General features: G+C 63.2%; 19 protein-coding genes. 13 read left to right on the top strand and 6 right to left on the bottom strand.

All coding sequences use genetic code 11. The features are described from left to right. Positions 1–23: 23 nt before the first annotated feature. Complete coding sequence (locus tag O0879_RS06260; protein WP_289915463.1) at positions 24–644, top strand: ParB-like protein; 621 nt, start codon at positions 24–26, stop codon at positions 642–644. Positions 645–665: 21 nt separating this feature from the next. Here O0879_RS06260 and O0879_RS06255 read toward each other — a convergent pair whose 3' ends face one another. Next, positions 666–1,238 carry a DUF4337 domain-containing protein gene (locus O0879_RS06255; RefSeq protein WP_251349074.1) on the bottom strand — a complete coding sequence of 191 codons (573 nt, stop codon included), beginning with the start codon at positions 1,236–1,238 and terminating at the stop codon, positions 666–668. Between the two features lie 151 nt (positions 1,239–1,389). On the opposite strand from O0879_RS06255, the gene O0879_RS06250 reads away from it, so the two are divergent. Next, on the top strand, positions 1,390–1,842 hold the full coding sequence (locus tag O0879_RS06250; RefSeq protein WP_251349073.1) for a PaaI family thioesterase: 453 nt from the start codon (positions 1,390–1,392) through the stop codon (positions 1,840–1,842). 22 nt (positions 1,843–1,864) lie between these two features. Here O0879_RS06250 and gstA read toward each other — a convergent pair whose 3' ends face one another. Further along, on the bottom strand, positions 1,865–2,479 hold the full coding sequence (gstA, locus tag O0879_RS06245) for a glutathione transferase GstA (RefSeq protein WP_289915457.1): 615 nt from the start codon (positions 2,477–2,479) through the stop codon (positions 1,865–1,867). Between the two features lie 108 nt (positions 2,480–2,587). Then, entirely contained in the window at positions 2,588–3,484 is an 897-nt protein-coding gene (locus O0879_RS06240) for a LysR family transcriptional regulator (protein WP_289915456.1), read from the bottom strand. Between the two features lie 93 nt (positions 3,485–3,577). On the opposite strand from O0879_RS06240, the gene O0879_RS06235 reads away from it, so the two are divergent. Beyond that, positions 3,578–4,972 (top strand): MFS transporter, encoded by a 1,395-nt coding sequence (locus O0879_RS06235; RefSeq protein ID WP_289915454.1) that lies wholly within the window; start codon positions 3,578–3,580, stop codon positions 4,970–4,972. Here the strand turns inward: O0879_RS06235 and O0879_RS06230 are convergent. Further along, a complete protein-coding gene (locus O0879_RS06230) occupies positions 4,952–5,812 on the bottom strand; it encodes a LysR substrate-binding domain-containing protein (protein ID WP_289915452.1) in 861 nt (286 codons plus the stop codon). The genes O0879_RS06235 and O0879_RS06230 overlap by 21 nt on opposite strands. 123 nt (positions 5,813–5,935) lie before the next feature. On the opposite strand from O0879_RS06230, the gene O0879_RS06225 reads away from it, so the two are divergent. The 8 genes from O0879_RS06225 (at position 5,936) to O0879_RS06190 (ending at position 13,152) form a co-directional block, all read left to right on the top strand. After that, the gene (locus O0879_RS06225) at positions 5,936–7,468 is read left to right on the top strand and encodes an MFS transporter (RefSeq protein ID WP_289915449.1); all 1,533 of its coding nucleotides are present in this window, start codon (positions 5,936–5,938) and stop codon (positions 7,466–7,468) included. Between the two features lie 47 nt (positions 7,469–7,515). Next, positions 7,516–8,313, top strand: coding sequence for a hypothetical protein (locus O0879_RS06220; protein WP_289915447.1), 798 nt, complete (start codon positions 7,516–7,518; stop codon positions 8,311–8,313). Between the two features lie 21 nt (positions 8,314–8,334). Then, positions 8,335–9,384, top strand: a complete 1,050-nt coding sequence (locus O0879_RS06215; RefSeq protein WP_289915445.1) for a hypothetical protein — start codon at positions 8,335–8,337, stop codon at positions 9,382–9,384. Between the two features lie 147 nt (positions 9,385–9,531). After that, a complete protein-coding gene (locus O0879_RS06210; protein WP_289915443.1) occupies positions 9,532–10,386 on the top strand; it encodes a hypothetical protein in 855 nt (284 codons plus the stop codon). Between the two features lie 156 nt (positions 10,387–10,542). Then, the gene (locus tag O0879_RS06205) at positions 10,543–10,974 is read left to right on the top strand and encodes a hypothetical protein (RefSeq protein WP_289915441.1); all 432 of its coding nucleotides are present in this window, start codon (positions 10,543–10,545) and stop codon (positions 10,972–10,974) included. A 55-nt stretch (positions 10,975–11,029) separates the two neighbouring features. Continuing rightward, a complete protein-coding gene (locus O0879_RS06200; protein ID WP_289907219.1) occupies positions 11,030–11,329 on the top strand; it encodes a hypothetical protein in 300 nt (99 codons plus the stop codon). Positions 11,330–11,455: 126 nt separating this feature from the next. Next, entirely contained in the window at positions 11,456–11,797 is a 342-nt protein-coding gene (locus O0879_RS06195; RefSeq protein ID WP_205701141.1) for a DUF2004 domain-containing protein, read from the top strand. Positions 11,798–12,600: 803 nt separating this feature from the next. Then, entirely contained in the window at positions 12,601–13,152 is a 552-nt protein-coding gene (locus tag O0879_RS06190; protein WP_289915435.1) for a phospholipase D family protein, read from the top strand. On the opposite strand, the gene O0879_RS06185 is transcribed toward O0879_RS06190, so the two are convergent. Then, the gene (locus tag O0879_RS06185; protein WP_289915434.1) at positions 13,153–14,049 is read right to left on the bottom strand and encodes a LysR family transcriptional regulator; all 897 of its coding nucleotides are present in this window, start codon (positions 14,047–14,049) and stop codon (positions 13,153–13,155) included. It abuts the gene before it with no gap. Positions 14,050–14,173: 124 nt separating this feature from the next. On the opposite strand from O0879_RS06185, the gene O0879_RS06180 reads away from it, so the two are divergent. Further along, positions 14,174–15,331 (top strand): agmatine deiminase family protein, encoded by a 1,158-nt coding sequence (locus tag O0879_RS06180; protein WP_289915432.1) that lies wholly within the window; start codon positions 14,174–14,176, stop codon positions 15,329–15,331. 22 nt (positions 15,332–15,353) lie between these two features. Beyond that, positions 15,354–16,445: an agmatine deiminase family protein gene (locus O0879_RS06175; RefSeq protein ID WP_289915430.1), complete on the top strand. Its 1,092-nt coding sequence runs from the start codon at positions 15,354–15,356 to the stop codon at positions 16,443–16,445. A 20-nt stretch (positions 16,446–16,465) separates the two neighbouring features. On the opposite strand, the gene O0879_RS06170 is transcribed toward O0879_RS06175, so the two are convergent. After that, on the bottom strand, positions 16,466–17,527 hold the full coding sequence (locus O0879_RS06170) for a nitronate monooxygenase (RefSeq protein WP_289915427.1): 1,062 nt from the start codon (positions 17,525–17,527) through the stop codon (positions 16,466–16,468). Between the last annotated feature and the right edge of the window lie 12 nt (positions 17,528–17,539).

Raw genomic sequence — 17,539 nt, 5'->3', positions numbered from 1 at the left:
AGGCCATGCATCTGGGAGACGGTATGACAAGCGCGAAACCGCAACTGGTCAAGGGAAGGCTGAACAAGCTGCTGCCCACGCAAATCACGGTGGGCATGGCCGAGGTGGCGCTCAAGCGCGCGCATTGGGCCAGCCTGGGCCGGAAGGCGCGGGCGGCGGCGCTGGCCGACCACTGGTTTCCCAGCATTATCGGTCCGGAAGGGCGCCACTACATCGTCGACCACCACCATTTCGGCCTGGCGCTGCACCAGGAAGGCGTGAAAAGCGTCAGTTTGATGATCCTCAAGGATTTGTCCTGGCTGGAGCCGCTGCACTTCTGGCATGTGATGGACCACCACCAGTGGGTGCACCCGTACGACAGCGAAGGCTTGCGCCGCGATTTTTCCGCCATCCCCCGGCACCTGAGCGGCTTGCACGACGATCCCTACCGCAGCCTGGCCGGCGAATTGCGCAGCGCGGGCGGCTACGCCAAGGACGTGACGCCGTTCAGCGAATTCCTGTGGGCCGATTTCTTGCGCAGCCGCATCGCGCCCGCCAGCCTGCAGAAAAATTTCCCCAAGGCACTGGCGCAGGCCATGAAGCTGGCGCGCAGCCAGCAGGCGCGCTATTTGCCGGGCTGGAGCGGCGTCCTGCCGCCCGCCTGACCCCGCCTGAACCGCCTGCCGCTACAGCAGGAAGGCGCTGCCGGCCGCCAGTATGCCGGCCGCCGCCGCGCCCACGGAGCCCCACAGCAGCCAGCGGCGCCGCGTCAGCACGGTGATGGCGGCCAGCGCCACGGCGATCTGGATGAAGGTCAGGGCCATGGCCAGCCGTTCGTGCGGGCGCAGCTTGGCTTCCGACGCCTCGCCCAGCTTTCTCGACTGCTCTTCCAGCTGGCGCGCCTGCGCCTGCACCAGGGGCTTTTCCCGTTCCTGCCTAGCCTGTTCCGCCAGGAAGCGGGCCCGTACCTCGGGTACGCTGGCCAGCGCGGCCGTCGCTTCGGCGATATGGCCCTTCGTCGACTTCGCCTGGTACAAGGCCCACTGGTCGCTTGCCTGTGCCTGTTTCAGGATGCTCTCGTTCTTCAGGAACATGGCCTCGTTCTGCGCATTGCCGCTCTGGTAGCTGATCAGGGCGCCGATGGTGGCGAGGATGGCCGTCATCAGGGCGATTTTCTGCGTCAGGCCATCGCGCTCCTTCTCCGTCGCCTCTTCCACGGCGTGCTCATGGGGGCTGGGTACTTCGTATTCTTCTTCCATGGCGGACCTTTCGCGGGGGCAGGAGGAGGGATCATGTGTCGACATGGCGATACTACCGCATCCGCCGTGCAAGCCGGCGGGCGCTGCGACATGGTGCGAACGGGCATAAGCGGGTACAGTAAGGCGTTCTCCCCTTGAAAGCGCACAGCCCATGAGCACGTCCCGTCGGCCCGACCCGCACTTCGCCGAGAAAGTCCGCGCCAGTTTCGATCTGCAAAACGCCATGACCCTGATCCAGGCCAGCCTGCCCGTGGTCAGTCACGGCAGCACGGAAATTCACGTGCCGCACTGGCGCGGCATCGAGCAGCAGCACGGTTTCGTGCATGGCGGCGTGGTGGGCATGATCGCGGACTCGGCCGCCGGCTACGCGGCCATGACCATGGTGGCCGACGGCGCGTCCGTGCTGACGGTGGAATACAAGATGAATTTGCTGGCGCCCGCCGATGGCGAGAAATTGATTGCGCGCGGCAAGGTGGTGCGCCCGGGGCGCACCCTGATCGTCACGCAAGCCGAAGTGTTCGCCGTGCGCGATGGCAAGGAAACCCTGTGCGCGCTGATGCAGCAAACCATCATGGTGATGCACGGCAAGTCGGAAAAGACGTGAGCCGTGCACCGGGCGATGGCGCTCAAGCCGCCTTGGCCAGTCCTTCCGCTTCCAAAGCCGCCTTGACGCTGTCGCGCTGGGCCACTCTGGCCAGGAAGGCTTGCACATGCGCCAGCGCGGACAAGTCCACGCCCACGCCTGGCGCCCAGCCCGTGATGACGAACAGATAGGCGTCGGCGACCGTGAACGTGTCGCCCGTCAGGTAGGCCCGGCCTTCCAGGCGGCTGTCGACCCATTTGTATTTCTTGGCCAGTTGCTGGACGAACAAGGCCTTGGCGGCCGCGTCGATGCGCGGATCGAACAGGGGGCTGAACGATTTGTGCAGCTCGGACGTGATGTAGTTCTGCCATTCCAGCACCTTGTAGCGGGCAAAACTGCCCACGGACGGCAGCAAGTCCTGTCGGCCAGCCTGTTCCGCGATGTACTGGGCGATGACGGGGCCTTCGCTCAAGGTCGTTCCATCGGCGAGCGCCAGCAGCGGCACCTGGCCTTTCGGGTTGAGTTCGTAGTAATTGCCGCCTTCCTGCGTCCGGTGCTGGCCCAGGTCGACCTTGACCAGGGTGAAAGGCGTGCCCGTTTCGCGCAGGATGATGTGCGGCGCCTGCGAGCAGGCGCCCGGCGAATAAAAGAGTTTCATGGCGATCCTTGAACAGGTGGGAAAGTAGCCACTATAGTCCTGCGCCGCCGCACGGTAAACGCATGTTCGTTTGGCGACTGTCCACGCCCGGTGGACGATTGCGCTGGCTCAAACCCGGGGATAGCGTAAGGTGTCGAGCAGCAAGGTAAACGCGGGAGAAGGGTGGCGCCGGCTCGGGTAATACAGCTTGTAGCCCGCGTACGCGGGGCACCAGTCGTCCAGCACGCGCACCAGCCGGCCATCGGCCACGTAGGGCAGCACGACGTCTTCCGCCATGCAGGCCAGGCCCAGGCCGTCCAGCGCCGACTGCAGGCGCATGGCCATGTTGTTGTAGATCATTTGACCTTCCACGCGTACCTTCAGTTCCTGCCCATCCTTGGAAAATTCCCAGGCAAACAGGCCACCCAGGGTGGGCAGGCGCATGTTGATGCAGTTGTGCGCCATCAAGTCCTGCGGCGTGACGGGCGGCGGATTCCGGCTGAAATAGGCTGGCGAGGCAACGATGGCCATGCGGAAATCGGGACCGATGGGCATGGCGATCATGTCCTTGGCCACTTGCTCGCCCAGGCGCACGCCCGCGTCGCAGCGCGCGGCCACGATGTCGGTCATGCCGTTGTCGACGATGACTTCGATGTGGATGTCCGGGTAGTGGGGCAGCAAACGGGCGATGGCCGGCTGCAGCACCGTCAGTGCCGAATGCTCGCCCGCGCTGATGCGGATGTTGCCGGCCGGCTTGTCGCGCCGTGCGCTGAGCAGGGCCAGTTCCGCCTCGATCTCGTCGAAGCGGGGCGCCACCGTGCGCAGCAGCTGTTCGCCCGCCTCCGTGGGCGAGACGCTGCGCGTGGTGCGCACCAGCAGGCGCAAGTCGAGCCGTTCCTCCAGCGCGCGCACGGTCTGGCTCAGCGCCGACTGCGACACGCCCAGCTTGGCCGCCGCCCGGGTAAAACTGCCTTCGCGGGCCACGGCCACGAAGGCGAGGATGTCGTTGAAGTTGGTTTGTGCCATGGCGGATGTCTTTCCAATTCATTAGTTGCGCTAATAAGTTCATGCGGACTTTACCATCTATTCATGGTAATGCATACGGCTTACAGTGATGGCATGAACAATCCGCCAGTTGCTACTCCCTCTGCCGCGCCGCCCAAGGCGGCCATCCTCGCCATCATTCTCGTCAGTTACGTGATGATCGTGCTCGACACGTCCATCGTGCTGACGGGCTTGCCGAACATCCACCAGGAACTGGGCTTTACGGATACGGGCCTGGCCTGGGTGCAAAGCGCGTATACGCTGACGTTTGGCGGCTTGCTGCTGCTGGCCGCGCGCGCCGGCGACGTGGTTGGCCGGCGCCGCCTGCTGCAGCTGGGCCTGGCGCTGTTCACGCTCGCGTCGCTGGCCATCGGCCTGGCGCGCTCGCCTGCCACGATGGTTGCCGCGCGCGCCATCCAGGGCGTGGGCGCGGCCATCCTGGCGCCATCCACCCTGGCCTTGCTGCAAACCACATTTGCGGAGGGACGCGAACGCACGCGGGCCATCGCCCTGTACAGCGCCGTGGCGGGCATTGCCGCCAGCGTGGGGCTGGTGCTGGGCGGCGTGCTGGCCGAGTGGCTGTCGTGGCGCGTGGGCTTCTTCATCAACCTGCCCATCGGCGCCGCCATGCTGCTGGCCGCGCGCCGATTCATCGCGGAAAGCCCGCGCAGCCGGGGCCGCTTTGACGTGGCTGGCGCGGCCAGTTCCACCCTCGGCATGTCGGCCCTCGTGTATGGCTTGATCCGCTCGGCCGGCGCCGGCTGGGGCGATTCCTTGACGCAAGGTGCGCTGGCGGCGGGCGTGCTGCTGCTGGCCGCTTTCATTGCCATCGAACGGCGCGCCGCGCAGCCGATCCTGCCGCTGCGCCTGTTCGCCGATGCGCAGCGCAATGCGGCGTACGGGGCCAGGGTGCTGTTCCTGGGCTCCATGATCGGTTTCTTCTTTTTCACCACGCAATTTCTGCAAGTGGTGCTGCGCTATCCGCCATCGCTGACGGGCCTGGCTTTCCTGCCCATGACCCTGGTCAACTTCGGCATGGCCCTGTGCGTGCCGCGTTTGACGCGTCGCCTGGGCAATGCGCGCCTGCTGGCCATGGGATTGGCGACAACCCTGCTGGGCATGGCATGGCTGAGCCGCGTCGATGCGGGCACGGCGTACTGGCTGGGCGTGGCCCTGCCCATGGTGCTGATCGGCGCGGGGCAGGGCATGGCCTTGAGTCCGCTGACGGCGGCCGGCGTGGCGGGCGTGCCCGCGCAGGATGCGGGCGCCGCCGCGGGCGTCGTCAACGTGGCGCACCAGCTGGGCAATTCGCTGGGGCTGGCGGTGCTGGTGGCGATCTCGTCCTTTGGCGCACACCAGCGCGTTGGCGCGGCGCTGCTGGCGCACCGCGTGACGGTGTCCCTGGGGGGCGCAAGCGCCATGCTGGCGCTGGCCTTGCTGCTGGTGCTGTCAAGCCGCCGCGGCGGCTGACCATTCGCGCAGCAACTGTCCGAACGCTTCGGCCGCCGCCGTGCTGCCGGCGGCGCGCCACAGCAGTTGGAAGCGGGCAGCGGGCAGGGCGGGCAAGCCATGCTGGCCGTCGATGACCACCATGCCGGGCTCCAGGTCGCCTTGCGGCAGGGCCGTGATGGCCAGGCCCGCCAGCACGGCGGCGCGCAAGCCCTGCTGGCTGGGCGAGGTGAACGCCACGCGCCAGTCGAGGCCGGCGCCCTCGAGGGCGTCGACGCCCACTTGCCGGTGCATGCAGGGCGCCGGTGAAAACGCCAGCGGCAGGGGCAGCGCGCCATCGTGCCGGAAATCCTGCGCCGCGGCCCAGACGAAGCGCGTGCGGCGCAGCACGGCCGCTTCATCTTGCCCGTCCGCCAGGGCCATGACGACGGCCAGGTCCAGCGCATCGGCGGCGACCAGTTTTTGCAAGTCAAGATAGGTGCCGACCGTCACATCCAGGCGCACGGCGGGAAACAGGTGGGCGAACTGCGCCAGCAGGGCGGGCAAGCGTGCGCCCATGAAATTTTCCGGCACGCCAAAGCGCACGGCGCCGGCAAGCGAGGAACGCTGGAAGCGGCGCGACAGCGCCTCCTGGGCCGCCAGCACCTGCCGCGCGTGGCGCAGGAAATCCTCGCCATCTTCCGTCAGGCGCAGGCTGCGCGTCGTGCGCACCAGCAGCGCCGTGCCCGCTTGCTCTTCCAGGCGGCGGATCTGGTGGCTGATGGCGGACTGGCTCAGGTGCAGCCGTTCGGCGGCGCGAGTAAAGCCGCCCGTGTCCGCGACGGCGACCAAGGCGCGCAGCAGGGCGGTATCGAAGTCCATGGCGTGACGCTCCCGTGATTCATGACGAAAATGAATGAATTGTACAAAATTTTATCATTTCCCTCATGAGTCGGGGTTTTCTAGAATGCGGGCTCGCGGTGCGCCGCCACCATGCGCGCCTCCATGACTACCGACATCAAGGCTTCGATGCTACTGACTACTACGCAACAAAACGCACTGACCCTGGCCGCCGTGTGCCTGGCCTCGCTCAAGTTTGGCCTGGAAATTTCCAGCGTGCCCGTGATCCTGCCCACGCTGGAAACCGTGCTGCATGGCGACTTCAAGGACTTGCAATGGATCATGAATGCCTACACCCTGGCTTGCACCACCGTGCTGATGGCCACGGGCACCCTGGCCGACCGCTATGGCCGCAAGCGCCTGCTGCTCGCCAGCCTGGCGCTGTTCGGCCTCAGTTCGCTGGCCTGCGGCTGGGCCGGCAGCACGGGCGTGCTGATCGCCGCGCGCGCGCTGCAGGGCATGGCCGGCGGCGCCATGCTGATTTGCCAGGTAGCCGTGCTGTCGCAGCAGTTCCCGGCCGGCGCCGCGCGGGGCCGGGCGTTTGGCGCCTGGGGCATCGTGTTTGGCCTGGGCCTGGGCTTCGGCCCCATCATTGGCGCGGCCATCGTCGCGCTGTCGAATTGGCAGTGGGTATTCCTCGTGCACGGACCTCTGGCCGTCGTCGCGCTGCTGCTGGCGGCCCTGGGCGTGAGCGAATCGCGCGACCCGCAGCGGCGCAAGCTGGACGTGGCCGGCATCGCCACCCTGTCGCTGGCCGTGTTCAGCCTGGCGTGGTGCCTCACGCAGGGGCCGGCGCTGGGTTTCGATGATCCCCGTGCGCTGGCCAGCGTGGCCGTGGCGCTGGCCGGTTTTGCCGCGTTTGCCGTCATCGAACGGCGTCAGGCGGAACCGATGATCGACTTTTCCGTATTCCGCATCCGCCGCTTCTCGGGCGCGCTGCTCGGTTCGGCGGGCATGAATTGCAGTTTCTGGCCGGTCATGATCTATCTGCCCCTGTACGTGCAGCATGGCCTCGGCTACAGCAGCCTGGACACGGGCCTGACCTTGCTGGCCTATACCTTGCCCACCTTGCTCGTGCCGCCGCTGGCCGAGCGGCTGGCGCTGCGCTACCGGGCCGATGCCGTCATTCCCGCCGGCTTGCTGGCCATCGGCACGGGTTTGCTGCTGATGTGCTGGGGCAGCCGCGCGGACGCCGCCAGCTGGCTGACGATCCTGCCCGGCTGCCTGCTGGCGGGCACGGGCCTGGGGCTGACCAATACCCCCGTCACTAACACGACGACGGCTGCCGTGCCGGGCGAACGGGCGGGCATGGCGTCCAGCATCGACATCAGCGCGCGCATGGTCAGCCTGTCCATCAATATCGCGCTGATGGGTTTTATCCTCGTCGCAGCCATCCAGTCCGCCTTGCGCCGGCATATGCCTGCCGGGATTGACGGGGCGGCATTGCGGGCGTTGGCGGAGGAAGTGTCGGCAGGCAAGGGCGGCGCGCTGCCGGCCGGCGTGGCGAAGCTTGCGCTGGCACAAGGTTTTGGCGCCGTGATGCTGTACGGCGGCGTTGCCGCCTGCCTGTTCGCCGTGGCCAGCTGGCTCGTGTTTGGCGTTGGAGGTGCGGGTGCGCCAAGGCTTGGGAGGCTATAATCTGGGCACGTTGACAAGTGTTGCTCAACGTCATTACGAGGCCGTCCATGCATAAACTGATTTCCGAACTCACCCGCCTGTACCTGTTCGATGAACAGCAGCACTATGTCGATGGCGAGGGCGGCGTGCAGCCGCTGACGCCGGCCGTGCTGGCGCGCCATCTGTCGGGCGAGCAGACGGTAGCGGTGCGACTCGTGACCGGGAGCGGCTTGACGCGCGCGCTGGTGCTGGAGTTTGGCGGCAAGGGCGGCGGCGAGGCGCACTGGAGCGCGCTGTGTACGATCGCCAATGCCGTGCAACACGAGCTGGACTTGCCGGCGCCCGCCGTCAGCATCTCGGGCACGGCGTTCCAGTTATGGCTGTCGCTGGCCACGCCCGTGCCCGTCGCCCAGGCGCGCCAGTTCGTGCAACTGCTGCGCTCGACCTTTTTGCCTGCCTCGACCGACATTCTTGCCGCCGCGCCGCCCGCCGACGTGGAACAGGTGGCGCTGCCGCCAAGCCTGCAGCCGTCGGGCAAGTGGGCCGCCTTCATCCACCCCAGCATGGGCGCCGCCTTCGTCGATGAGCCGGGCCTGGACATGCCGCCGCCGCCATCCGCCCAGCTGGGCTTCCTGGAAAGTTTGCGCAGCATCAACCCAGCCCAGTTCGCGCAGGCGCTGGCGAAATTGCAGGGACATGCGGGCCTTTCGGAGTCTTCGCCAGCGCCTGTTCCCGTGGTCACATCGCCTGTTGCATCTTCCGTCAGCGCGTCCGGCTTGCTGTTGCAGGACGCCACCCTGGAAGACATCGTGCGCTGGCTGCATGCGCGCAACATCGAACCGACCTTCCGCCACCGGTTGCCGTAGCCACGGCATGGCTGGCTTGAGGTGAACAAGCAATATATATCGACATTCAGAACAATTGAAATTTCGGATGAAAGGCAGTATTCAATGGATTTCCATGTAGTCGCAAATTCCTATAATTGCTACGGTGGTCACACAACGTTGTCTCCGATCGGGGATTTTCTTCTCGCGGGCAGCGGCAGTTTTGGCGACGCGATTCAGGAAATTGCGGTCACGCTTCACTTCAGGGACTCTGGTCCGGCAAAGAAGACACTGGAATCTCTGTTGGAGGCGCACAATAATTTCCGCGCAACGCTACCGAAGGTCACTTATCGAAGAGCAAAGGGCAAGGTCGAGATCGCCATCGCCAGCGAGTTGATGGAAGGCCGGGACTGGACGCATTCCTCAACATTGTCTTTGCCACTTTTTAAGGCAGGTGTTGATGAAGTCATCCATGCATTAGGGCTATTGAGCAAGCGATTGAAGCGCACCGATGATTTTAGCTTGGAGAAATTTCTGGACCACTGTGAAGCTGCCAGGAAACGCGTCCCGGATTCCGAGGAAGCTCTGCAACTCCTGGCATCCGGCTTGAAGGCAGCGGCACAAGCCAAGCGTGACGGGATGTCGGCCTGGGAGCAGTTGGGAATCGACTGGGAAGACTTTCATCCCAAGGCACGCGAGATATTGGATGATCCATTTTTTTGGAATTGCGCGGATGATTTCTCGCCGAACGGTAATGATACTGGCGCTGATCTTCTGGAGAGCTATCGCGATTGGCACAAGACGCACAAGGATGTCACGCCAATTCGATTCCTCGAGAAACTGGCAAAGCAGTGGGGATACGCCGACATACACGCCATGGACGATGACGTGCGCTGCGAAGCGTCGATTGCTCTCGCATTTGCGGATATAAAGTTAAGAGCGGCATGCAACCAACAGGCGCGACAACTGGCATTGGACGCTATCGGGCAGCAAAGAGCCCAGGCGCTGGCTGCGGGGGACTGGTCTCATCGCGAAGAAAAGCTACATGCTTTGGATCAGATCGAAGCAAAGTTGAAGCAAATGGATAACACTATGGTGCATTTGACGGACTGAAGCGCGGCGATCACTTTGACGTTGAATGTGATTTCGGGCGGCACAATGGGGCGTAAGCTGCCAACGACAGCAGCCACAAGCGGCTATGGGAAAGCACTTTTCCGCTAACCCAGTCAATATTACAGTTGCACTTGATTAGAGATGTACTTGAAAAAACATCAGAAAATGATATGCGTGGCGCTAGGTGCGATGCTGTTGTGGCCAGTAGTGGCGCAGGCCGATATTATTCAGCGACACGTGTTTACGGCTATTTCTAACGAGAAAGATAGCAAAGGCGCCGATGTGCTGACCGTGGCGGAATCTACGGCCTGCGGCGGCAATCAGCTGCGCATAAAAGAGGGGATGCTGGAAAACAAAGATGAGTATGCGAGCCTCAGACCCGCACTCGCCGAGCGCATCCGTGACAAGACAGCAATGGTCGTGACCTTGTTTGGCTGCCCTGTCGGGAAAGCCGGCGATGAGGCCATTCCGTTTGCGCGCATGATGACCGACTGTGGCCCGGACTCCTGTCCCGACGGCAAGGCGCGCCTCTACCTGGACGAACAGCTGATGCCGCAGGTCAAGCATCGCTCGCCTTATGTGCTGGTGCTGCCCTTACCAAAAGCAGCGTTGCCCGGCACTTGGAAGGTGGAGATTTTCGATACCATCAAGAGCGATCTGGTACGAATCTCCGGACAGACCAATGCAGCCGATTTTGTTTCTGGCAAGATGGTTGGCGGTTACCGCTATTATGATCGAGATGGCAATATCAAATCGCAGGTAGAGCTAGATGAGCATGGCCGCCAACACGGCGTAGCAACTACGTATTTTAGTCATGACAAGCTGGAGTCGCAGGGGCAATGGCGCGATGGCCAGCCCGTGGGTGTGCAAAATAGTTACCATCTCAACGGTAAGGTAAGCATTCGTCAGGTTTACAGTGATAAGGGCGTGCTGCTGAGTACCCAGCAGTTCAACGAGCAAGGTGTGCTGGTGTATTCAAATGGTCAGAAGTCGAAAAAATGAACTGATGCGGTGTGTCAGGTTCCCAGAGTATGTAGAGAGACGTAGCAGTGATGCAAGACGTCGTGGGGTTCCGGTTCGTTTTGAAGGTGGAGAGGTTGGCTGAAATCGGCCAAGAGCAGACAGTCAGTACCTTACTTCAACCTCACCAGATTTGTAATGACCTCAACGTTCGTATTCTCACCGGATTCATTTTGGCTACGCATTCCGGCACAAGTAGAAACTATTTCGATAAAACCGTTTGTCACGCCCTTCGGAGAGACTGACGAATTGCTTTGCTATGTGGGCGAGACTTTGCTTGGCAAGCTTGTGAAGTGTGGCGACGGTGATGGAAAAGTGATTGCTCTACTGCCTACACTTGACCGTAAACGTGCATATCTTTGGCCAAACCCAGATATGTTTTTGCAAGCGTTGTTGCATGTTCTGCGCTACGAATCCAACGCTGTCTTGTCTTGTGAGCGTGATACCGACCAAGACAAGGTGGTACCGCTGACCGAGTATCATGACGTCGCCGCTGTGCTGACGCAGGTGGTTAAATTTAGCAAAGATGGGGCGGGAACGTGTCCAACATTCCTGTATCAGAAACTGTGATGCCGGTTCCGGCCAGAAACGGACCTTCAGCTATGGATGTGAAAGGGAAAGATACATGGCAGTGCAACCGAAAACTCCTCAAGAGAAAAAGTGCCTCAGCTACGAGAAAGACCGCCGCAACACGTACGGTGAAAACAGCAAGGCCTCACGCAAAGGCATCCCATTAGCTAAAGCACGAGCGAACCGTTCAGAGCGGCACACGCAAAATCACGTTCTCGCGACAGCAGTTGGTGTTGAGAACAGCGACGCTCTGGCTGCTGTTGAAAATCTTGTTCGGAGTACGGAACCTCGAGACTGGCGTAAGTTCCCGGACACTTCTTTGGGCGAAGTCTTGGACCGGAAAGCTAACAAGTAACAGTCGTCTGCAATGGGGCGGAACCTGCCAATGACGGCAACCAACCAGTAGCGGTCAGTCAGATTCGACCCACGAAGGGCAAAACTGTATCCCCAGTGAAAATTGGACACCTTTTAGGAGAACCGAGTGCAACCACAGTTAGATGAAATTAAGCGGCGTGAGATGTCTGCGCTAGCCGCGATTCGTGATGCGTTCGGTACCGAAGCTGATGAATACGGTGGAACTCTATTCGTCTCTCACCACCTCGAAGAGTTGGACGCCACCTATTGGCAGTCGAATCTGGCCACTACGTCCCCCGAACCCGAACAGGTTCTTGGCCTCTTGGAATTGAAGTCTCACTGGGGTGACGAGGATGAGAACGGCATTGATGTGTTCGATTTCACTTTGCCTGGCAAGGTCACAAATTACGTACTTAGCGTCCGATTCGATGAAACAGGTGCCATCGAGGAAATTTCCATGGAAAGTTAAACGCAGCATGCTCAATCTTGCAACCGACTCGGACTTGCTTTAGCGCTCCGACGCGGGTCTGCTTTAGACGTAGTTGGCTGTCGCAAAGCGGCCAGAAGCAGTCGTTCATCTCATGGGATGACAAAGTCGCTAGTTGGATGGCGGTGACGCCATTTATTTCGCGCAGCATTACGGTCTAACTCCACGCTGCACCTACCAGTAGCCCGTTACTTTGAATTTTGGGAAGCACAATGTCCATTGAAACTACGCGTATCGAAACCATTATCAAGGTTCACCTGGCTCCAGAACTTCGTGCAGAAGGATTTACGGGATTTGGTATCCAGCACGTCGAAACGCTGCTCTGAATATTTACCACTTCAAAACTATATGACCTTCGAATACGCTGTGGTTGATGTGCTCCTGATTGCAGAGCGATGCATCATTTTTACGGGAAAAGTCGGGAGTGGCGAAGTCCGTGTAGGCGACAATCTTTTCTTGCAGTCTCCGAATGGGCGGATGTCAGTTAAGGTTATCAGTCTCGAACCAAGTGGCTTTCGAAAGGGCGGTGCTAGGACGGGCCACAATGTTGCGGTCGTGGTGGAGTACGTTGACCTTGAACCTGTTGCAGACGGATGGTTACTGACTGAACGGAATCAAGTCCTCGTGCAGTCCCTTACAATGCATGGCCCGCAGGTCTAGCATGAGTCTGAAGGTCCGCTATGGGGCGACAGCGGACGCTCGCCCAGGCGACGAGTCTGCCTGCAGGCTGTGTCCACATTTTTTGTTCGTCCACCCCCGATTATTGAAACAGGGAAATGCCAGCGATGAAGAATATCCTGCTTGCCGTTGCGCTGTGTCTTGCTACTGGTGCGCCGTCAGCGGCGCTTGCCGCCGACACCGCGCCCGTGGTGACCATCGAGAACGCGTTTTCTCCCGATGGCGGGGCGGAGGCGCTGGTGCTCAAGGTCATCGATAGCGCGGCGTCGAGCATCCGGCTGGCCGCCTATTCGTTCAGTTCGCCCCATGTGGTCGAGGCCTTGCTGCGGGCGCGGCAGCGGGGCGTGGATGTCAGGGTGCTGGCCGATACGCGGCGCAACGCGCGCAAGAACAGCCGGGCCGCGCTGGACCGGCTCGTCGGCGCGGGCATTCCCACGCGCCTGATTTCCCGCTATGCCTTGCATCACGACAAGTATATCGTGGCAGATGGCGTGACCGTGCAAAACGGCAGCTTCAATTACACGGCCGATGCGGCCACCGCCAACAGCGAAAACGTGCTCGTCGTGTGGCACAGCGAGCGCCTGGCGCAGTCGTATCTGGCGCACTGGGAAAACCGCTGGGCCAGCGGCGTCGACTATGCGCGCGCGCCGCAGCCCTGATCATTGCCCCTGCGCCGCACCTTGCGCGCGCAGCCAGTCGAATACTTGCCCGACGATGGCCGAACGGGGATGTTCCGCCACGCCCGACAGCCACCAGGTGGCGCCCGGCACCCTGGGATAAGCGGGCAACACGTGCAGCAAGCCGCGCGCCAGGCTGGCATCGACCAGCAGGCGCGGCAGGCAGGCGATGCCGCGTCCGTCGAGCGTGGCGTCCAGCAACAGGCGCGCATCGTCGTAGATGGCCCGCTTGCGAAAGCGCGCCAGCGGCCCCAGGAACAATGGCGCCGTAGTGTCGCCCGTCAAGCTTTCTTCCAGGCACACCAGATCCGCGTGCAGGTGATGCGCATCCTGCGGCACGCCGGCCAGCCGCGCCGCCAGCTCGCTGTTGGCGACCATCACCCACTCATCGCGCAGCAGGGGGATTTCCTGCAAGTCCGGCTGCAGGATGGGGCGCTCGCCGATGGCGATATCGACGTCGATTTCATCGACGAAGCGGGCGCTCTCGTCGACCGACAGCAGCAAGCACAGTTCGGGCAGCCGCGTTTCCAGTTCCCGCAGCCGGGGCTGCAGCCAGCCGTGCAGCAGGGGCGCCGGACACACCAGCACGACCAATCCCGGATCGAGATAGGTGGCGATGCGCCCCAGGCCGCTGCGCAGCACGGTCATCGAGCGCTGCACGCTGCGCAGCAGCACTTCGCCCGCCACCGTCAGTTCCACGCCCCGTCCCGCGCGGCGGAACAGCGGTTGCTTGACTTGTTCTTCCAGCAATTGCACCTGATGGCTGATGGCCGACTGCGTCACGTGCAGCTCGTCGGCCGCGCGCGAGAAATTGCCGTGGCGGGCGGCCGCTTCAAAGCCCATCAATAACTTCAGCGAGGGAATGCGATGTCCTGACATATGAGAAAACCTAATCAATTTACGTAAATCATATCATTTGTTTTCATATCTTGATCGCTCCACAATGCCGTCCATGCCAACGCATCGACTGCGCGGCACTCTGACTAACTAATCAAGGATGGATATGAATACACGTCGATATTTCTTGCGCCATTGCATGCTGGGCGGCAGCGCGCTGGCCATGGGCGGCATGCTGGCCGGCTGCGGCGGCGGCACGCCGGAAACTGGCCCGGTGGCGCCATTGCCTCCGATCAATAGCGGCGGTGGCGTCAACCAGACCGACGGCTGGCGCATGCCCGACGAGGCCGAAGCCCACAAGGCGACGTGGATGGCGTATGGCGCCTCGAACGCCGTCTGGACGCGCGCGCAAGTGCCGCAAGTGCAGCTGGCGCTGGTGCGCATCGCCAACGCGATCGCCGCCTACGAACCCGTCAACATGCTGGTGCGTCCCGCCGAGCTGGCCAGTGCGCGGCAGTTGCTCGACGCCCGCGTGAACCTGATTCCCGCCGAGATGGATGATGTCTGGATGCGCGACACGGGCCCTGTCTTCGTGCGCAAGCCGAATGGCGAGCGGGCCGGCGTGAAGTTCAACTTCAATGGATGGGGCAACAAGCAGCAGTCCGGCAAGGATGGCCAGGTGGCCGACGTGGTCGCCGCCCAGGCCAAGGTGCCGCTGCTGGCCACGCGCCTGGTGCTCGAAGGCGGGGCGCTGGAAGTCGATGGCAAGGGTACGGCCATCATCACGGAAAGCTGCGTGCTCAACAGCAACCGCAATCCGGGCTGGAGCAAGGCCGATTGCGAAGCGGAATTGGGCCGGCTGCTGGGCATCCGCAAGGTGATCTGGCTGCCAGGCATCAAGAACCAGGACATCACGGATGCCCACACGGACTTTTACGCCCGCTTCGTGCGCCCCGGCGTGGTGGCGGCGCACCGCGAGATGGACCCGGCATCGTACGATTACGCGCTGACCCGGCGCCACCTGGAGATTCTGCGCGGCGCCACCGATGCGGATGGCCAGTCGCTGCAGATCGTCGTCATCGACGGCCCCGAGAAAATTCGGCCTGGAAACAACCCGAACACCTTCGCCGCCGGCTACATCAATTACTATGCCACCAGCAACGCCATTTTCCTGCCGGAATTCGGCGATGCGCAAGCGGACGCCAGCGCCAAGGCGCAGTATGCGCAGCTGTATCCGGGACGCGCCGTGATCCAGATCAATATCGACCCCATCGCGGCCGGTGGCGGCGGCATCCATTGCACCACGCAACAGGAACCGGCGTAAGCGCGCCGCACAGGAGAACAGCATGCAACGACGACATTTTCTGACCAGCGCCATGGGCCTGGCGGCCAGCGCCGCAGCCGGTTTGCCGGCCTTGTCCGCGCTGGCGGCTGGGGCCGGCTGGCGCATGCCCGACGAAGGCGAGCGCCACGCCGCGACGTGGATGGCCTTCGGTGCGAATGACGACGTGTGGGGCAAGCGCCTGAAGGCGGGCGCGCAGGCGGATCTGGCGCGCATCGCGCAAGCGATCGCCAGCGTCGAACCCGTGCACATGCTCGTCAACGAGGAAGATTACGACGTGGCGGCTCGCCTGTGCGGCAACAAGGTCAAGCTGCTGGTACAGCCCATCGACGACCTGTGGATGCGCGACACGGGCCCCGTCTTCGTGAAAAAGGCGGGCGGGGCGCTGGCCGGCGTGAATTTCAATTTCAATGGCTGGGGCGAAAAGCAGGACTACGACGACGATGCGCGGGTGGCCCCTTTTGTTGCCGGGCGCGCCGACGTGGCCGTGCTGGAGAGCAGCCTGGTGCTGGAAGGGGGCGGCATCGAAGTCGACGGCCAGGGCACGGCCATCATCACGGAAAGCTGCGTGCTGAACGCCAACCGCAATCCCGGCGTCGGCAAGGCAGCATGCGAACGCGAATTGCGCCGGCTGCTGGGCATCGAAAAAGTCATCTGGCTGCCCGGCATCGCCGGCCAGGACATCACCGATGGCCACACGGATTTCTATGCCCGCTTCTGCGCCCCCGGCGTCGTGGCGGCCGGCTTCGACAGCGACCCGGCGTCGCCCGAACGGGCCGTCACCCAGCGCCACCTCGACATCCTGCGCAAGGCCACGGATGCGCGCGGCCGTGCGCTGCAGGTGGTGGTCTTGCCCGGACCTGGGTCAGTCCGTCCGCGCTATGAAAACAAGGACTTCGCCGCCGGCTACATCAATTTCTATGTCTGCAACGGCGCCGTGCTGTGTCCGGAATTTGGCGATGCGGCAGCCGACCGCAACACCAAGGCCATCCTGCGCGAGCAATTTCCCGGTCGCGACATCGTGCAGTTGAATATCGACGCCATCGCGGCCGGCGGCGGCGGCATCCACTGCACCACGCAGCAGCAGCCGGCGTGAGGCGGATGGCCCCGGAAAAGTCAGGCCGCCATTTCCCGCGCCAGGGTGGCGACCAATTCCTCCGCCCCCATTTCCCGCGCCAGCGGGGCGCCCTGGCCGGCCCACTGGGCGGCGAATTCGCTGTCGCTGAGCTGGCTGGCCGCCGCGTTTAATTGCTTGGCAGCATCGTAGGCGACGGGATAGTCGGCCGGCGGCGGGCTGCCCGGCGCTTCGGCGTATTCGATCAGGCGGTTCACCATGCCCCGTGCCAGGCGGCCCGAGAGCACGCTGGTCAGCCGGGTGCTGGCCGCCCGTTCGCTTTTCAGGTTGGCCCGGTAGCCTGCATTGGCCGACGATTCCGGGCACAGCACGAACGCCGTGCCCAGCTGGGCGGCCGCGGCGCCCAGGTCCAGCGCGGCGCGGATGCCATGTCCATCCATGATGCCGCCGGCGGCGATGAGGGGGAGGGCGGTGCGGCCCGCCAGCAGGCGCAGCAGCACGGTGGTGCTGTGGCGCTCGTCCGGCGCTTGCGGGTCGAAGACGCCGCGATGGCCGCCCGCTTCCACGCCTTGCGCCACGATGGCGTCGACGCCCGCCTGTTCGATGAGCAGCGCCTCGCGCACATTGGTGGCCGTGGCCATCGTGTAGATGCCGGCCTGGCGCAGGGCGGCGATCTGCCGCTGCGTGGGCAAGCCGAAATGGAAGCTGACGACGGCGGGACGCTGTTCCAGCAACAGGGCAAACGCCGCCTCGTCGCCGATGAACGTTTTATAGATCTCTTCCAGCTGTGTGGGCAGGGCCGCGCCCAGCTCCGCAAACAGGGGCGCCAGATGGGCCAGCCAAGCCGCTTCGCGCCGCGCATCCCTGACGGCCGGCGCATGGCAGAACACATTGATATTGAAGGGCTTGTCCGTCAGCGCGCGCGTGTCCGCGATCATCTGGCGCGCCTGTGCCACGGTGCCGGCGCCGATGCCCAGCGAACCGAGGCCGCCCGCGTTCGACACGGCGGCGGCCAGGCGCGGTGTGGAGACGCCCGCCATCGGCGCCTGGATGATGGGCAATTGCAAGCCGAGACGGTCGAGGAAGCGCTGGATTGACGTCATGATGATTCCTTC

Origin of the sequence: Janthinobacterium sp. SUN120 (assembly GCF_030397735.1) — a bacterium.
GTDB lineage: Bacteria > Pseudomonadota > Gammaproteobacteria > Burkholderiales > Burkholderiaceae_D > Janthinobacterium > Janthinobacterium kumbetense.
Note: the sequence above shows the minus strand (reverse complement) of the source record. Positions and strands in the feature narration are given on the sequence as shown.

Coding starts and splice junctions, on each gene's coding strand:
- O0879_RS06170 (WP_289915427.1), bottom strand. CDS start 17,527: ATGACGTCAATCCAGCGCTTCCTCGACCGTCTCGGCTTGCAATTGCCC.
- O0879_RS06220 (WP_289915447.1), top strand. CDS start 7,516: ATGCATAAACTGATTTCCGAACTCACCCGCCTGTACCTGTTCGATGAA.
- O0879_RS06260 (WP_289915463.1), top strand. CDS start 24: ATGACAAGCGCGAAACCGCAACTGGTCAAGGGAAGGCTGAACAAGCTG.
- O0879_RS06230 (WP_289915452.1), bottom strand. CDS start 5,812: ATGGACTTCGATACCGCCCTGCTGCGCGCCTTGGTCGCCGTCGCGGAC.
- O0879_RS06240 (WP_289915456.1), bottom strand. CDS start 3,484: ATGGCACAAACCAACTTCAACGACATCCTCGCCTTCGTGGCCGTGGCC.
- O0879_RS06250 (WP_251349073.1), top strand. CDS start 1,390: ATGAGCACGTCCCGTCGGCCCGACCCGCACTTCGCCGAGAAAGTCCGC.
- O0879_RS06235 (WP_289915454.1), top strand. CDS start 3,578: ATGAACAATCCGCCAGTTGCTACTCCCTCTGCCGCGCCGCCCAAGGCG.
- O0879_RS06255 (WP_251349074.1), bottom strand. CDS start 1,238: ATGGAAGAAGAATACGAAGTACCCAGCCCCCATGAGCACGCCGTGGAA.
- gstA (WP_289915457.1), bottom strand. CDS start 2,479: ATGAAACTCTTTTATTCGCCGGGCGCCTGCTCGCAGGCGCCGCACATC.
- O0879_RS06200 (WP_289907219.1), top strand. CDS start 11,030: ATGGCAGTGCAACCGAAAACTCCTCAAGAGAAAAAGTGCCTCAGCTAC.
- O0879_RS06205 (WP_289915441.1), top strand. CDS start 10,543: ATGACCTCAACGTTCGTATTCTCACCGGATTCATTTTGGCTACGCATT.
- O0879_RS06225 (WP_289915449.1), top strand. CDS start 5,936: ATGACTACCGACATCAAGGCTTCGATGCTACTGACTACTACGCAACAA.
- O0879_RS06185 (WP_289915434.1), bottom strand. CDS start 14,049: ATGTCAGGACATCGCATTCCCTCGCTGAAGTTATTGATGGGCTTTGAA.
- O0879_RS06180 (WP_289915432.1), top strand. CDS start 14,174: ATGAATACACGTCGATATTTCTTGCGCCATTGCATGCTGGGCGGCAGC.
- O0879_RS06190 (WP_289915435.1), top strand. CDS start 12,601: ATGAAGAATATCCTGCTTGCCGTTGCGCTGTGTCTTGCTACTGGTGCG.
- O0879_RS06175 (WP_289915430.1), top strand. CDS start 15,354: ATGCAACGACGACATTTTCTGACCAGCGCCATGGGCCTGGCGGCCAGC.